General features: G+C 68.9%; 12 protein-coding genes and 1 pseudogene. 9 read left to right on the forward strand and 4 right to left on the reverse strand.

The features are described from left to right. Window positions 1-10: 10 nt before the first annotated feature. Entirely contained in the window at window positions 11-832 is an 822-nt protein-coding gene (locus AB0P24_RS23365) for a hypothetical protein (RefSeq protein WP_365796965.1), read from the reverse strand. Between the two features lie 48 nt (window positions 833-880). Further along, the gene (locus AB0P24_RS23370; protein ID WP_365796967.1) at window positions 881-1,171 is read right to left on the reverse strand and encodes a hypothetical protein; all 291 of its coding nucleotides are present in this window, start codon (window positions 1,169-1,171) and stop codon (window positions 881-883) included. 342 nt (window positions 1,172-1,513) lie between these two features. On the opposite strand from AB0P24_RS23370, the gene AB0P24_RS23375 reads away from it, so the two are divergent. From AB0P24_RS23375 to AB0P24_RS23410, 8 genes and pseudogenes are all read left to right on the forward strand, one after another. Then, on the forward strand, window positions 1,514-3,769 hold the full coding sequence (locus tag AB0P24_RS23375) for an ABC transporter family substrate-binding protein (RefSeq protein WP_365796969.1): 2,256 nt from the start codon (window positions 1,514-1,516) through the stop codon (window positions 3,767-3,769). 218 nt (window positions 3,770-3,987) lie between these two features. Next, entirely contained in the window at window positions 3,988-5,895 is a 1,908-nt protein-coding gene (gene typA, locus AB0P24_RS23380) for a translational GTPase TypA (protein ID WP_365796971.1), read from the forward strand. Between the two features lie 699 nt (window positions 5,896-6,594). Beyond that, window positions 6,595-7,629 carry an ABC transporter permease gene (locus AB0P24_RS23385; protein WP_365796973.1) on the forward strand — a complete coding sequence of 345 codons (1,035 nt, stop codon included), beginning with the start codon at window positions 6,595-6,597 and terminating at the stop codon, window positions 7,627-7,629. 87 nt (window positions 7,630-7,716) lie between these two features. Next, window positions 7,717-9,528 (forward strand): ABC transporter substrate-binding protein, encoded by a 1,812-nt coding sequence (locus AB0P24_RS23390; RefSeq protein ID WP_365796975.1) that lies wholly within the window; start codon window positions 7,717-7,719, stop codon window positions 9,526-9,528. A gap of 93 nt (window positions 9,529-9,621) precedes the next feature. Next, the gene (locus AB0P24_RS23395) at window positions 9,622-10,602 is read left to right on the forward strand and encodes an ABC transporter permease (protein WP_365796977.1); all 981 of its coding nucleotides are present in this window, start codon (window positions 9,622-9,624) and stop codon (window positions 10,600-10,602) included. Window positions 10,603-10,624: 22 nt separating this feature from the next. Beyond that, window positions 10,625-11,686: an ABC transporter ATP-binding protein gene (locus AB0P24_RS23400; protein ID WP_365796979.1), complete on the forward strand. Its 1,062-nt coding sequence runs from the start codon at window positions 10,625-10,627 to the stop codon at window positions 11,684-11,686. Between the two features lie 13 nt (window positions 11,687-11,699). Beyond that, window positions 11,700-12,809 (forward strand): dipeptide ABC transporter ATP-binding protein, encoded by a 1,110-nt coding sequence (locus AB0P24_RS23405; RefSeq protein WP_365796981.1) that lies wholly within the window; start codon window positions 11,700-11,702, stop codon window positions 12,807-12,809. 97 nt (window positions 12,810-12,906) lie between these two features. Next, a pseudogene (locus tag AB0P24_RS23410) lies at window positions 12,907-13,005 on the forward strand (IS5/IS1182 family transposase); the annotation flags it as partial. 221 nt (window positions 13,006-13,226) lie between these two features. On the opposite strand, the gene AB0P24_RS23415 reads toward AB0P24_RS23410, so the two are convergent. Together AB0P24_RS23415 and AB0P24_RS23420 are read right to left on the reverse strand one after the other, a co-directional pair. Next, window positions 13,227-13,874, reverse strand: a complete 648-nt coding sequence (locus AB0P24_RS23415; protein ID WP_365796983.1) for a tetratricopeptide repeat protein — start codon at window positions 13,872-13,874, stop codon at window positions 13,227-13,229. A 268-nt stretch (window positions 13,875-14,142) separates the two neighbouring features. Beyond that, window positions 14,143-14,841, reverse strand: a complete 699-nt coding sequence (locus AB0P24_RS23420; protein WP_365796985.1) for an alpha/beta fold hydrolase — start codon at window positions 14,839-14,841, stop codon at window positions 14,143-14,145. Window positions 14,842-15,017: 176 nt separating this feature from the next. Here AB0P24_RS23420 and AB0P24_RS23425 point away from each other — a divergent pair, with 176 nt between their 5' ends. Continuing rightward, window positions 15,018-15,983, forward strand: a complete 966-nt coding sequence (locus AB0P24_RS23425; protein ID WP_365796987.1) for a WYL domain-containing protein — start codon at window positions 15,018-15,020, stop codon at window positions 15,981-15,983. Window positions 15,984-15,985: the final 2 nt, after the last annotated feature.

Consider the following 15,985-nt stretch of genomic DNA (forward strand, 5'->3'; position numbering starts at 1 on the left):
GCCCCTGTCCTCAAAAGAATCGCGGATCGGCGAAGACACCGGACGCGAGCAGATAGACGTAGAAGTCGGCGAGCGCCACGCTCACCAACGATGCCCAGGCGAGCAGCATGTGCCGGGCATTGAGCCGGCCGACGAACTGCCATGCCTTGTAGCGCACGGGGTGTTTGGAGAAGTGCTTGAGCTTGCCGCCGACGATGTGCCGGCAGGAGTGGCAGGACAGCGTGTACGTCCAGATCAGCACGATGTTGACCAGGAAGACCAGGGTGCCGAGGCCCATGTGGCCCCAGTGCTCGTGCGGGTCCCGGAAGGAGAGCACCGTGTCGTAGGTCAGCACGCAGGCGACCAGCAGGGCGAAGTAGAAGAAGTACCGGTGGACGTTCTGGAGGATCAGCGGGAAGCGGGTCTCACCGGTGTACTTCGCGTGCGGTTCGGCCACCGCGCAGGCGGGCGGGGAGGCCCAGAAGCTGCGGTAGTACGCCTTGCGGTAGTAGTAGCAGGTCAGGCGGAAGCCCAGCGGGAAGACCAGGATGATGATCGCCGGGGAGATCGCCCACCAGCTGCCGAAGACGTCGGCGTTCGGGCCGGACGGCATGGCCTTGCAGTTCTCGGCCAGACACGGCGAGTAGAACGGCGAGACGTACGGCGCCGAGTAGTAGTGCGCGTTCGCGAAGGCCCGCCAGGTCGAGTAGACGACGAAGGCGAACAGACCGGCCGCGGTGACGGCGGGCGCCAGCCACCAGCGGTCGGTCCGCAGGTGCGGGGCGGAGATCGCGGCGCGCGTACGGGTGCGTACGCCGCCGCTGTTCTGATGTGGTTCCGTACCAGTGGCCAATGGATGACTCCGGTCGGGGTCGGGGTGGGGGGCCTGCGGTCAGCGCTCCTAGGGGGCGTGCCGGTCGCGGGCGCCGAGGCCCTCGTCGTCCGTGTCCGTCCACAGGTTGATGTCGTACGGATCGTCGGAGATGGTCACGAGCTCGGGGCGCTTGCTCGGGGCGCCGGTGCTGGCCGCCTCCCGCAGCAGGGCCACGCTCTCGCGCAGGTGATCGGCGTCGGCACGGACGCGGCGCATCTCCAGTCCACCGCCCCCGAGCTGCTGCTCCAGGCGGCTGACGGACCGGTTCAGATCTTCTAGGCAACGCTGGACTGACGTCAGGTCGTCGTGCACGGACATGACGTGACCTCACTTCCGCGGACTTGGCGGTCCAAGGCGGCAACGTTCATGCGCCTGCGAGTGTTGCGCGTCACACCTACTGATGTGAAGGCATGTGCAGCGATTGGCGGATTGCATGCCTCCGCCGCACGCCCGCACGCGCTCTGTGTGCGCCGGGAAGAGCACGACTTTGCGCCGCACGGGTGGCGTTTGGGAGCCCCCGCCGCCGTGTCGTCCCGGGCCGACGGACCTCGTCCATTTCAGTGGGGTCCGTACTTCTGACGTACATGTGATCAACTCCAAAATACCCCCAAACGTGAACAGACCGCACCCGTGTCACGGGGCCTCCGGAGGTAAGCAGAGATGTCTCACCACGGCGTCGGCGCGGGGCAGCGCCCCGCAGGGGCGCGGGGCGCCCTCGGATCTGCGGCTGCCGCCGCGCGGGCGCGAGCAACCACGTCGGAGCCGCAGCCGAAGGGCGGCCCGTCGCGGCGCCACCAGCGAAGCGCCGTCGCCCTTCTCGCCGCGGGCGCCCTCGCCGTCCCCCTCCTCGCCGGCTGCGGCTCCGACGACGAGGGCAGCAAGCCGCTGGCCGGCCAGGACATCGTGCCGGTCGCCCGGGACGCGGTCGCCGAGGGCGGCACCCTGAAGATGGCCGTGGACGCGGTACCGGAGACCCTGAACACGTTCCAGGCCGACGCCGACGCGGGCACCACCCGGGTCGCGCAGGCCGTCCTGCCGTCGATGTTCACCATCGACGCCGGCGGGAGGCCGGTCCGCAACCCGGACTACCTGGAGTCCGCGAAGGTCATCGAGACCGAGCCCCGCCAGGTCGTCCTCTACAAGCTCAACCAGCAGGCCGTCTGGAGCGACGGCCGGGAGATCGGCGCCGCCGACTTCGCCGCCCAGTGGCGCGCCCTGTCCGGCAAGGACTCCGCCTACTGGACCGCCCGCAACGCCGGCTACGACCGCATCGCCCAGATCGAGCGCGGCGCCAACGACCTGGAGGTCCGGGTCACCTTCGAGAGGCCGTACGCCGACTGGAAGTCGCTGTTCTCGCCGCTGTACCCGAAGGACGTCATGGGCACCCCGGACACCTTCAACGACGGCGCCCGCCGCAAGCTCACCGTCACCGCCGGTCCCTTCCGGGTCGACAAGGTCGACACCGCCAAGAAGGACGTGATCCTCACCCGCAACCCGCGCTGGTGGGGCCGCCCGGCCAAGCTCGACGAGATCGACCTGCACGCCGTGGACCGCGCGAAGCGGGCGTCCGCGCTCGCCGCCGGCACGGTCGACGTCGCCGACATCGACGCCGCCGAGGCCGAGCGGATCACCGTCGCAGGCCGTGAGAAGGGCACCGAGCTGCCGTTGCAGGGCGCCGGAAAGACCTCCGCCAGGAAGCTGCGGTCCTGGGCGCTGACCCTCGGCATGGACCAGGAGAAGCTGCCCGAGGGGCCGAAGAAGCTCCGCAGGAGCATCGCGAAGTGGCTGGAGCAGCAGCACGAGCTGCGCGACTTCGATGTCCGCAAGTCGCTGGAGCCCGCCTACACCCAGCTGGCCCTCAACGGCTCCGAGGGCCCGCTCGCCGACGAGCGGGTGCGCCGGGCCGTCGCCCGCGCCCTCGACCGCCAGGAGCTCGCCAGACTGGTCCTCACCCCGCTCGGGCTGCCCGCCGTCCCGGTCGGCAGCCACGTCGCCCTGTCCGGGCAGGCCGCCTACACCGACGGCAGCGGGGCGATCGGCGGCCTCGACACCCACGAGGCGCAGGCGCTGCTCGCCGACGCGGGCTGGGTGGCCGGCGGGCCGGTCAGGAACCCGGGCAAGGCGGCCGGCGCGGAGGACGAGAAGAAGGGCGACAAGAAGAAGGACGACGGCGAGCAGGGCGACGAGTCGGACGGCGGGCACGACGGGCAGTTCATCGTCGGGGAGGACGACAAGGACTCGTACGACAAGGACACCCGCGACCACCAGAAGGACCACGCGCACGGGGCGCCGGGGGCGTACGCGCCGAAGGGCACGGCGGCGCCCAGGGGCGCCGGGGCGCCGGCCGGGCCGCTGGCCAAGGACGGGAAGGCGCTCTCGCTGCGGTTCGTGCTGCCCTCGGGGCCGGGCTCGGAGACGCTCCAGTCGGTCGCCGGCCAGATCTCGAAGATGCTGGACCGGGTGGGGATCGCGACCGAGATCCACAAGGTGTCGGACGACAGCTACTTCAAGGACCACATCGCGTCCGGGCAGTACGACCTCGCGCTGTACTCGTGGCCGTCGTCCGCGTTCCCGGCGACGGACGCGCGGCCGATCTACGCGAAGCCGGCGGTGGCGGCCGACGGGTCGCTGAACATCGAGCAGAACTACACGCGGGTCGGCACCGACCAGGTGGACCAGCTCTTCGACCAGGCGCTGAGCACGCTGGACGAGGACGAGGCGGACGGGCTGCTGCGCAAGGCGGACTCCAGGATCTGGGCGTCGGCGGGGTCGCTGCCGCTGTACCAGCGGCCGCAGATCGTGGGCGCCCGGAAGGGACTGGTGAACGTCGGCGCCTTCGGCTTCCAGACGCCGGTCTACCAGGACATGGGGTTCCTGAAGAAGGGGGCGAAGGCGTCGCCGAGCCCCGGTAAATGACCGCCGTGGGCAGGCGTTCCGCAAGGCGATGGAGGGTGGGCGCGGCCCGCAGCGCCGGGTACGCAGAAGCCAAGCTGAAGTGCACTGACGTATCCCGGCGCGCCCTAGTGGCAGCGGCCCCGTACCATGGGGTGAGGCCGTGGCGTGTTCAGCCCGGCAGGCCCGCGTCACGGACGTACGCAGAGGGCCTTCTCAACACCCCGGGAGTACGCCGCACTATGGCCACGCGCCACGACATCCGCAACGTCGCCATCGTCGCCCACGTCGACCACGGCAAGACGACCCTCGTCGACGCCATGCTGAAGCAGGCCGGTGCCTTCGCGGCGCACGCCGCCGAGTCGCTCGACGACCGAATGATGGACTCGAACGATCTGGAGCGTGAGAAGGGCATCACGATCCTGGCCAAGAACACGGCCGTGAAGTACCACCCGAAGGATGGCGGCGACGTCATCACCATCAACATCATCGACACCCCGGGCCACGCCGACTTCGGCGGCGAGGTCGAGCGCGGTCTGTCGATGGTGGACGCGGTGGTCCTGCTGGTCGACGCCTCCGAGGGCCCGCTGCCGCAGACCCGCTTCGTGCTGCGCAAGGCCCTCCAGCAGCGCCTGCCCGTCATCCTGTGCATCAACAAGACGGACCGCCCGGACTCCCGGATCGACGAGGTCGTCAACGAGACCTACGACCTCTTCCTCGACCTGGACGCGGACGAGGACCAGATCGAGTTCCCGATCGTCTACGCGTGTGCGCGTGACGGTGTGGCCTCGCTGACCAAGCCGGAGGACGGCACGGTTCCGGCCGACAGCGACAACCTGGAGCCGTTCTTCTCCACGATCCTCTCCCACGTCCCGGCTCCGGAATACGACGAGGAGGCCCCGCTCCAGGCGCACGTCACCAACCTGGACGCCGACAACTTCCTCGGCCGTATCGCGCTGCTCCGCGTCGAGCAGGGCGAGCTGCGCAAGGGCCAGACCGTCACGTGGATCAGGCGTGACGGCACGATGTCCAACGTGCGCATCACCGAGCTCCTGATGACCGAGGCGCTCACCCGCAAGCCCGCCGAGGTGGCCGGCCCGGGTGACATCTGCGCCGTCGCCGGCATCTCGGACATCATGATCGGTGAGACCCTCGCCGACACCGAGAACCCGATCCCGCTGCCGCTGATCACGGTCGACGAGCCGGCCATCTCGATGACCATCGGCACCAACACCTCGCCGCTGGTCGGCCGTGGCGGTACCGGCAAGGGCGCCGACAACAAGGCCGCCGTCAAGGACCGCAAGGTCACCGCCCGCCAGGTCAAGGACCGCCTCGACCGCGAGCTGATCGGTAACGTCTCCCTCCGGGTGCTCGACACCGAGCGTCCGGACGCGTGGGAGGTCCAGGGCCGTGGTGAGCTGGCGCTCGCCATCCTGGTCGAGCAGATGCGCCGCGAGGGCTTCGAGCTGACCATCGGCAAGCCGCAGGTCGTCACCAAGGTCGTCGACGGCAAGGTCTACGAGCCGGTCGAGCGCATGACGATCGACGTGCCCGAGGAGCACATGGGCGCGGTCACGCAGCTCATGGGCGTCCGCAAGGGCCGGATGGACAACATGTCCAACCACGGCTCCGGCTGGGTGCGCATGGAGTTCGTGGTGCCCTCCCGCGGTCTCATCGGCTTCCGTACCGAGTTCCTGACGCAGACGCGCGGCACGGGCATCGGGCACTCCATCCACGAGGGCCACGAGCCCTGGTTCGGCCCCCTTCAGACCCGTAACAACGGCTCGCTGGTCGCCGACCGCGCCGGTGCCGTCACCGCGTTCGCGATGACGAACCTCCAGGAGCGCGGCGTGCTCTTCACCGAGCCGGGCACCGAGGTGTACGAGGGCATGATCGTCGGGGAGAACTCCCGCTCCGACGACATGGACGTCAACATCACCAAGGAGAAGAAGCTCACGAACATGCGGTCGTCCTCGGCCGACTCGTTCGAGGCGATCGTGCCGCCGCGCAAGCTCTCGCTGGAGCAGTCGCTGGAGTTCTGCCGTGACGACGAGTGCGTCGAGGTGACCCCGGAGGCCGTTCGCATCCGCAAGGTGAACCTGGACGCCCGCGAGCGGGCGCGCGCCGCCAGCCGTGCCAAGCACGGCTGATCGGGCCTGACCGCAGGACAGCCGAGCCCGGGTGCCCCCATGATGGGGGTGCCCGGGCTTTTTGCAACCCGTTTTCGGGTGGGCGAGAGTCGGCCATCCTGGGGCCGGTGTCCGACATGCGGAGATCCGCGCCCGATACCTATGTAACAAGTCCGTTTCGCGGCCTTCTCCCGTCGAACGCTTTGTCCATTTTTCGGAAGAACTACGCGCTAGCTGTGACTGAATTGAGATTTAAAGACAGTGGTCGGCACCTGGCTCATGGCAGATAGTTAGCCGCGTAGCGCTCGGGTCAATGGGTCTCGCGCTGTGGGGACAGCGCTCGACTCACGAGCACCAGGGGGTGTCTGACCCTCCGTCAGGGGTGTCGGAGGGTATGGACGGAAACCTCCTGTTGGTGAACACGTGAAGTCATGAGGAGAAGTCCCATGTGCAGTGTCACAGGCACTAGGTGGGTTCCATCGTCGGCCACGCCGTCCGTCGCGTCCGACTGCCCTTGTTCGTCCGGCGGTTGGTCCTGAAGCGGCGGCCGGCCGCGTAGCGTCGTCGCCCGCCTACGCGCGTCCGGCTGCGGCATTCCCGCTCACCGCGGGGACGCCCTGACGCTTCATCGGATCACGCCTCATTGGATCATGCCACAGCGGTCGCGCACCCGTGCCGGCCGCCGGTTCGGCACACCCACACCTGTGAATTGGACGAACTGTGACAAGTCCTACGGACATTGAGGGTGGCGGCCCGTCGGTCGTCGTGGACGGCGGACCGGAGCCCGACCCGAACGCCGGGACGGTGAAACTCGAAGGCCGCTCACCCGGCCGGCTGATGTGGATACGCTTCAAGCGCGACCGCACCGGCGTCATCTCGGCGTTCGTCGTGCTCTTCTTCTTCGTGGTCGCGGCGGCGGCGCCGCTGATCTCGAAGCTGTACGGCAAGAACCCGTACACCATCTACGCCGACGAACGCCCGGAACTCTTCGACAGCGCGGGTGTGCCGGTGCAGCCCAACGGCGGCATCAGCAGCGAGTTCTGGTTCGGGCTGGAACCCGGCAACGGCTACGACGTGTTCACCAAGCTGATCTACGGCATCCGGACCTCGTTGATGATCTCTGTGGCGGTCACCGTCGCGGTCGTCCTCACCGGAATCCTCCTCGGTGTCACGGCCGGCTACCTCGGCGGCAAGACCGACTTCTTCATCGGGCGGCTCACCGACTTCCTGCTCGCCTTCCCCGCGCAACTGTTCTTCATCGCCAGCATGCCGGTCGTGGTCTCGCTGTTCGTCAGCCCGCGCGACCAGACGCCGACCTATGTGCGCGTCGTCGCGCTGATCGCCGTCCAGTGGGTGCTCGGCTGGATGAGCCTCGCCCGCATCCTGCGCGGCACGACACTCGCCCTGCGTGAACGGGAGTTCATCGAAGCGGCCAAGGTGAGCGGCGCCTCGCCCTGGCGGATCATCCGCAGGGAGATCCTGCCGAACGTGGTGACACCGCTGCTGGTGCAGACCACGTACACGCTTCCCTACCTCGTCACCAGCGAGGCGGGCCTGTCGTTCCTCGGCGTCGGCATCGTCGAGCCCACCCCCGACTGGGGTCAGATGTTCTCCAAGGCCTCGACCGAGCTCGTCCTGCAGAACGACATCACGTACATGTTCTTCCCCGGCGTCTCGATGGTCGTCTTCATCGTCGCCTTCAACCTGCTCGGGGACTCGGTCCGGGACGCCTTCGATCCCAAGACGGCGCGCTGACCGACAGTTTGTGGGCGTCCTCGCCCGGATACCGCACGGCCATTTCCTTCGCACCGGCGTACACACAGATGGGTGGAGACTTCAGTGATGAGTAGGGGCGGACGCCATGCATACGCCGCTTTGTCAGTGTTCGCGGCGGGAGCACTCGTGCTCACCGGCTGCAGCAAAGGCGGCAGCAACGCCAGCGACAACGAGAAGAAGGACCAGCAGAACGCCAAACGGCAGCAGGCGTCGATCAAGTTCGGTAACGCGGCTGACTCGCAGGGTCCGGCTGCCGCCGTTCCTGGCGCGAAGACCGGCGGCACCCTGGAAGTGTTGCAGCGCGACTCCTACGCGCACCTCGACCCGGGGCAGATCTACGTCTCCGACGAGGGCTCGCTCGCCACGCTGATCCACCGAGGCCTCACGGGCTACAAGTCCACCAGCAACGACGGCAGCAAGCACGAGGTCGTCGGCGACCTGGCCACCGACTCCGGTACCACCACGGACGGCGGCAAGACCTGGAAGTACACGCTGAAGGACGGCATCAAGTTCTCGGACGGGACGCCGATCACGTCCGCGGACTTCCGCCAGACCTTCGAGCGGCTCTTCGCGTCCTTCATCAACCAGGGCCCGACGTACCTCCAGCAGTGGATGGCCGACACCAACGGCGCCGACTACCGCAAGCTGCTCCCGGACGGCCCCTACAAGGGCAAGCACCTGCCGGACAGCGTCCTGGAGACGCCCGACAGCAAGACCATCGTCTTCCACTTCAAGACCCCGCACCCGGACCTGCCGTACGCGCTCGCCATGGCGGGCTACGCCGTCGTCTCCAAGAAGGGCGACACGAAGGAGAAGTACGACAAGGTCCCGGTGACGACCGGCCCGTACAAGATCCAGTCGTTCAAGTCCGGCAAGTCGATGGTGCTGGTGAAGAACACCAACTGGGACCCGAAGACGGACCCGATCCGCAACCAGTACGTGGACCAGATGGACTTCACGTTCAACGTCCAGTACGAGGACTCCACGAAGCAACTGCTCGCCAACAGCGGCGCCGACCAGGCCGGCATCAGCTTCAACAACTCGGTGGACGCGGGCAACATCTCCCAGGTCCTCGGCGGCGACGCGGCCGTCAAGGCCCGTACGGTCTCCGGCTACCAGCCCTACGTCGGCCAGATCAACATCAACATGAAGCACGCGGCGCTACAGGACAAGACGGTCCGCGAGGCCATCGCCTACGCCCTGCCGATCACCCCGATCATCCGCGCCTTCGGCGGCAGTTCGGCCGCGGAGGTCGCCGGCGGCTACATCAGCCCGACCGTCAGCGGCTACGACGCCTCCTTCGACCCGTGGGGCAAGAAGAAGAACCCGGGCGGTGACGCGGCCAAGGCCAAGGCGCTGCTGAAGAAGGCCGGCAAGCTCGGTCTGAAGCTGACCTACGGCTACCAGAACACGCCCGAGGGCCAGCAGTACTCCACCGCCATCGCCGCGGCCCTGGAGAAGGCCGGCTTCAACGTGCAGCGCCAGGACATCCCCGCCGAGACGTACTACGACCAGGTCGGCAAGGTCGACAACAACTACGACATCTACGCCTCCGCCTGGGGCGCCGACTGGCCGTCCGCCTCGACCGTGATCCCGCCGCTGTTCGACGGCCGCGCGATCGCCGACGGCTCGCCGAACTACTCGCACGTCAACGACGCCAAGGTCAACGCCGACATCGACGCGGCGAACAAGATCAGCGACCCGGTCAAGTCGGCCGCCGCGTGGGAGAAGCTCGACCAGTACCTGGTCAAGGACGTCATCAACGCCGTCCCGACCATCGACTACAAGCAGGTGCAGATCGCCGGTTCCAAGGTCGGCGGCCTGGTCTACGACGACGTGATCGGCGGCATCGACCCGCGTCGCCTGTACATCAAGTAATCCCATCCGCCCGCCGGTGCCCGGTGCGTGAGCCCCTCGGGGCGACACCGCACCGGGTACCGCCCGGCCCGCCGACGTCAGAAAGCCCCTCGCATGCTGCGCTTCCTCGTCCGCCGGATCCTCGGTGCCGTCGTCATCCTCTTCTTGTTGAGCATCGTGACGTTCTTGCTGTTCTTCGGGATGCCACGCGACCCGGCGCTGCTGATGTGCGGCAAGACGTGCAACCCGACGAGTCTCGCCAACATCCACCATGTGCTCGGCCTCGACAAACCGATCCCCGAGCAGTACTGGATCTTCCTGCACAACCTGATCCTGGGCAGCGACAAGTTCGCCCAGGGCCCGTGCCCCGCCCCCTGCTTCGGGTACTCGTACCACACCAACGACCTGGTCTGGGCGACCATGATGGACCGGCTGCCCACCACCATCTCGCTCACCCTGGGCGCCGCGGTGGTGTTCCTGATCGTGGGTCTGGGCACCGGGATGCTCGCCGCGTGGCGGCGGGGCACCCTGCTCGACAAGACGGTCACCGCCGGCTCCATGGTGATCAGTTCGATGCAGATCTACTTCCTGGGCCCGCTGGCGCTCGCCGCGCTGGTCTACCAGTCCCACATCTTCGACAAGCCCGGCTACCACAACTTCACCGCGGACCCGATCACCTGGTTCACCGGACTGATCATCCCCTGGGTGGTGCTGTCCACGATCTTCGCCTCGCAGTACACCCGTATGGCGCGCTCCTCGATGATCGAACAGCTCCAGGAGGAACACGTGCGCACCGCCCGCGCCAAGGGCATGTCCCGCAGATACGTCTTCTTCCGCTACGCCTGGCGCGGCTCGCTCATCCCGATCGTCACCATCTTCGGCATCGACCTCGGCTCGCTGCTCGGCGGCGCCATCATCACGGAGTACACCTTCTCACTGCCCGGCCTCGGGCGACTCGCGGTGGAATCCGTGCAGTTCAGTGATCTGCCGCTGCTGCTGGGCGTCATGCTGTTCTCCGCCTCCATGATCCTGCTGTTCAACATCATCGTCGACGCGGCCTACGCGTTCATCGACCCGCGCGTTCGGCTGGCCTAGGCCGGGCAGGAGGAGAACTGTCGTGACCACTCTGACCAAGGACGCCGGCACCCCGGCACCGGCCGACGCGGGTGCCCTCCTCTCGGTGCGGGACCTGCATGTCAGCTTCAAGACCGAGGACGGCGTGGTCCGCGCCGTGGACGGGTTGTCGTTCGACGTGGAGCGGGGCAAGACCCTCGGGATCGTCGGCGAGTCGGGGTCCGGGAAGTCGGTCACCAACCTGACCATCCTCGGCCTGCACAATCCCCAGTTCACCACGGTCGAGGGCGAGATCCTGCTGGACGGCCAGGAGTTGATCACCGCCCGCGAGTCCGAGCTGGAGAAGGTGCGCGGCAACAAGGCCGCCATGATCTTCCAGGACCCGCTCACCGCGCTGTCGCCGTACTACACGGTGGGCCGGCAGATCGCCGAGCCGTTCATGAAACACCGGGGCGCCTCCAAGCGGGCGGCCTGGGACCGGGCGGTCGAGATGCTCGCCAAGGTCGGCATCCCCAACCCGAAGGAACGGGCGAAGGACTACCCGCACCAGTTCTCCGGCGGTATGCGCCAGCGCGCGATGATCGCCATGGCCCTGGTCTGCGACCCCGACCTGCTCATCGCCGACGAGCCGACCACCGCCCTGGACGTGACCGTCCAGGCGCAGATCCTGGACCTGCTCAAGGACCTGCAACAGGAGTTCGGATCGGGCATCATCTTCATCACCCACGACCTGGGGGTGATCGCCGACATGGCCGACGACATCATGGTGATGTACGCGGGCGGCGCGGTGGAGCGCGGCACGACGGACGAGGTCCTGCGCGCGCCCCAGCACCCGTACACCTGGGGCCTGCTGAACTCGATGCCACGCCTGGACTCGGACCTGGCCACGCCGCTGACCCCGATCCCCGGCGCCCCGCCCTCCCTGCTGACCCCGCCCTCCGGCTGCCGCTTCCACCCCCGCTGCACCTTCCAGGACCGGGTCGGCGGCAACCGCTGTGTCACCGAACGCCCGCTGCTCGGCCCCGACCGGGCCTCGGCCTGCCACCTCACGGCGGACCAGAAGCACACCATCTTCATCGAAGAGATCAAGCCCCGTCTGGGCTAGGAGACGACACGTCATGACCCAGGACATGGTCCTTCCCGCCCCGCGCGAGGCGACTGCCGGCGAACCGCTGCTGGAGGTATCCGGCCTGACCAAGTACTTCCCGGTCAAGGGCGGCTTCCCGATCCGGCGGACGATCGGCGCGGTCCAGGCCGTGGACGGCATCGACCTGACGGTACGGGTGGGAGAGAGCTTCGGCCTGGTCGGCGAGTCGGGCTGCGGCAAGTCCACCACCGGCCGGCTGATCACCCGCCTGCTGGAACCGACGGCCGGCACGATCAGCTACCGAGGCCAGGACATCACCCACGCGTCGCGTCGGGAGCTGGCCCCGATCCGCTCCGAGATCCAGATGATCTTCCAGGACCCGTACTCGTCGCTGAACCCGCGGCAGACGGTCGGCAAGATCATCTCGGGTCCGATGGAGATCAACGGGATCGAACCGGAGGGCGGCCGCGAGAAGCGCGTACGGGAACTGCTGGAGATCGTCGGCCTGAACCCGGAGCACTACAACCGCTTCCCGCACGAGTTCTCCGGCGGCCAGCGGCAGCGCATCGGCGTGGCCCGCGCCCTGGCCCTGGAACCGAAGCTGATCGTCGCCGACGAGCCGGTCTCCGCCCTCGACGTCTCCATCCAGGCCCAGGTGGTCAACCTCCTTCAGAAGGTCCAGAAGGAACTGGGCATCGCGTTCCTCTTCATCGCCCACGACCTCGCGGTGGTACGGCACTTCTCGCAGCGCGTCGCGGTCATGTACCTCGGCAAGATCATCGAGGTCGGCGACCGCGAGGCGATCTACACCCGCCCCCGCCACCCCTACACCCACGCCCTGCTGTCGGCCGTCCCCGAGGTCAGCCTCACGGACGAGCCGGACGCGGCCGGCCGCGAACGCATCCGCCTGGCCGGCGACGTCCCGTCCCCCATCTCCCCGCCCTCCGGCTGCCGCTTCCGCACGCGCTGCTGGAAGGCCCAGGACAAGTGCGCGACGGAGGAACCCCCGCTGATCCAGCTCTCCGGCAACCACGAGGGCCACCTCACGGCCTGCCACTTCCCGGAGGACCCGACGACGGAGGCCCGCGACGAGGACATCGTGCTGGACCCGGCGCTGGCGGCGCTGGAGGAGGAGGGCTAGGGGCTGTCGCGGATGATCGCGCTCCGTGGGGCGTGGGGATCTGACGAACGGCCGGTGGGCCTGGCTGGAGCCGGTGCTTTTGCAGGGGATCAAGCCAGGTCGTCCGCCGGTGTGGACTCGGCGGCAGTTGACGGACGGCATACGGTGGCGGACCCGGACCGGCGCTCCCCGGCGTGATGTGCCGGAACGCCACGGACCCTGTGTTCCGGCGTCGGCAGCGTGACGGCACCTGGGCCAGGCTCGTCTCCCAGCTCCGGGCCCAGGCCGACGCCAAGGGCCTGATCGCCTGGGACGTGAACGTCGACTCCACCGTCTGCCGGGCCCACGAGGTACGAGAAGCTCGCCGTCCGCTACGGGGCGACCGTGCTGGTCGCAGTCCTCAATGAATGGCTGCGACCAGCACTTCTCAGTCAGCACCTAGGAGCCGATGTGCGTGCGGGCTTGCTCGATCCACCCCAGCACGGCCTTGGCACCGCAGCTCTCGGCGACCGACTGCGCCTCCTCAAGGTGGTGGAACGCCGCCGCTGGGGCGCCGGTTTCAGCCGCGAGGTAGGCCAGTGCCACCAGGCCGGCCGCTTCCCCGGGCCTGAAACCGATCTCACGGCGCAGTGTCACCGACTCGGTCAACCGCTCGCGGGCCTGATCGAAGCGGCCTGCATCCTTGTCGGTGAAACCCAGATGCCGAATCGCATAGGACATCGTCATCCGGTCGTCGACGGATTTCGCCAGCGCGTACGACCGCTCGAAGTACGGCCTGCCGGCAACGCCGTCGCCCTTGACCACCTGGTGCCAGCAGCCGACCCAGAACAACGCGTCCGCCTCGCCCGACGCATCCCCCAGACGCTCGTACAACTCGGCCGCACGCTCGAACAGCGCCAGTTCCTGGGTGTTCTCCTCGCGGTTGTTCAGGAAGCGGACGTGCAGCACCTTGCCCCGCGCCATGGCAAGCGGCGCCTCGACCGAGTCCAGCACCTCATCCGACTGGTTCAGCGCGGACGCGTCCCCGCGGAACATCGCCGCTTCGAACAGCTCTCCCGCACGTTCGATCCAGTCCTGCCCTTGCATACCCCTGCCCATACCCCTGCCCCTCCCCGTCGGACGATGACAGCGCCGAGGCTATCTCCGCACTCCCGGCGGAACGCGGGAATTCTGGGACGGCGGCTCCGAACACCTCAGCCGCCTGCGACCGGGGAGTGCGCCGGATCAGCAAGCTCCGCGTCCTGCGCCGGTGGGGACCGGCCCGCATCGCACACCTGCTCCGTAGGCCTCAGGGCCATCCAAGATCCGAACGAGGCCCCAGCCAGCCCCCTCCTGCCGGACGGTGGCGGGCCGGTCAGGCCGTGCCCGTCGCCGTGACCGCCACCGCGGCCAGGATCCGGGCCAGCTCGGCGGGCCGGGTCACCATGGGCCAGTGGCCGGAGTCGATGTCGGCGAAGCCGACGTGCTTGGCCCGTGCGAGCTCCGGGACGTCGCCGCCCTTGATCCACTCCTGGGCCTGTGCGGGGGTGAACTCGGGGCACACGACGACCACCGGGACGTCGAACCGCCGCTCGTCGGCCAGCCGCACCACGCCCTTGGCCACGCCCGCGGGCACCGGGATCGCGGCAGAAGCCAGTGCCTGCCGGGCGCCCTCGTCGAGGTCCGCGGCGTCCGGCCCCTCGAACGGTTCCCAGCCAGGGAAGGGCATGACCCCGTCCCGTACCTCGAAGAAGTCGGCATAAGGCTGACCGTCGGCGGTCGGGAAGCCGCCGACGAGGACGACCTTGGCCACCCGTTCCGGCCGCCGGTCGGCGGCCAGCCAGGCCAGCGTGCAGGCGGCGGAGTGCCCCACCACCACAGCCTCGCCGGGCGCCGCGTCGAGCGCGGCGAGCACCGCCGTCACCTGGTCGTCGAGCGTGGCGGACGCGGAGCCGTCCCCCTGACCGGGGAGGGTGATCGCCACGGGGCGATGACCCAGCGACTCCAGCGCTGACGTGACGTCACGCCACACGGATCCGTCCAGCCACAGGCCGCCGATGAGCAGAATGTCCATGGTCAGTTTCCCTTCTCCGTCTTCGAGGGCCTCACCGTAGAAGGAGATCCGGACGATCCACTGCCGGATTGTCCGGCGTCCGGCCACGGGAAATCGGCGGAGCCGACTGGCCGGATACCCGGCGGAGCCCACTAGCCTGCTCTCGGATCAGCCTGCTAGCGGATTGGCCTGCCTCCGTGCCGAACGACCTCAGCCCCACCGCGCGCGCGATACGCACCCTGGAGATCCTCCAGGCCCGCCCCGGTACGACAGCCGGTGAACTCGCCGAGCGGCTGGGCGTCACCGAGCGGGCCGCACGCCGGTACGTCGGGATCCTGCGCGAGGCCGGCATCCCGGTGGAGTCGGCCCGTGGGCCGCACGGCGGGTACCGGCTGGGACGCGGGACCCGGCTGCCGCCGGTGCACTTCACGCAGGCCGAGGCGCTCGGCCTGGTGATGGCGGTGCTCGGCCGCCGGCCGGCCGCGACCGACGCCGACGACCTGGTCGGCACCGCCCTGGACAAGGTCGTCAAGGCACTGCCGGAGAGCGTCGGCCGCCAGGCGGCCATGCTGCGGGAGCACGCGTCGGCGGCGCCCGACCCGTACTCGACGCGCCCGGATCCGGCGGTCACCAGCGAACTCGTCGACGCCGTCGCGGCCCGGCGCCGGGTCTCGGTCAGCTACCGCAGCGAGGCCGGCGACGAGTGGGAGGGGGAGGTGGACCCCTGGTCCCTCGTCGTCCGCTACGGCCGCTGGTACCTGCTGTGCCATTCCCATCGCGCGGACGCGATCCGCACCTACCGGGTCGACCGGGTCCGCGAGGTCCGGCCGACCGGCCACGGGTTCGATCCGCCCCAGGGCCTCGACCCGGTCGCCGTGCTGGAGGACAACCTGGGCCTCGGCTGGCAGTTCGCCACCCGCGTCACGTTCGACGCCCCCCTGGCCGAGGTGGCCCCGTGGATCCGGCCGCCCATGGGACGGGTCGAGCCCCTCGGGGAGAACCGGTGCGTGCTGGTCGGCAGCACCCGCAACCCCGACATGTACGCGCAGGAATGGCTGGCGAGGGTCCCGTTCGCCTTCCGCGTCGAGGGCGGGGAGGAACTGCGTGCCGCGGTGGCGGCGCTCGGGGCGCGGTTCACCGCCGCGGTGGCGGGAGTGCCGTAACG

The sequence above is a fragment of the Streptomyces sp. NPDC086519 genome (genome assembly GCF_040686075.1).
GTDB classification, from domain to species: Bacteria; Actinomycetota; Actinomycetes; order Streptomycetales; family Streptomycetaceae; genus Streptomyces; species Streptomyces shenzhenensis.

Coding starts and splice junctions, on each gene's coding strand:
- typA (WP_365796971.1), top strand. CDS start 3,988: ATGGCCACGCGCCACGACATCCGCAACGTCGCCATCGTCGCCCACGTC.
- AB0P24_RS23375 (WP_365796969.1), top strand. CDS start 1,514: ATGTCTCACCACGGCGTCGGCGCGGGGCAGCGCCCCGCAGGGGCGCGG.
- AB0P24_RS23370 (WP_365796967.1), bottom strand. CDS start 1,171: ATGTCCGTGCACGACGACCTGACGTCAGTCCAGCGTTGCCTAGAAGAT.
- AB0P24_RS23405 (WP_365796981.1), top strand. CDS start 11,700: ATGACCCAGGACATGGTCCTTCCCGCCCCGCGCGAGGCGACTGCCGGC.
- AB0P24_RS23390 (WP_365796975.1), top strand. CDS start 7,717: ATGAGTAGGGGCGGACGCCATGCATACGCCGCTTTGTCAGTGTTCGCG.
- AB0P24_RS23395 (WP_365796977.1), top strand. CDS start 9,622: ATGCTGCGCTTCCTCGTCCGCCGGATCCTCGGTGCCGTCGTCATCCTC.
- AB0P24_RS23415 (WP_365796983.1), bottom strand. CDS start 13,874: ATGCAAGGGCAGGACTGGATCGAACGTGCGGGAGAGCTGTTCGAAGCG.
- AB0P24_RS23420 (WP_365796985.1), bottom strand. CDS start 14,841: ATGGACATTCTGCTCATCGGCGGCCTGTGGCTGGACGGATCCGTGTGG.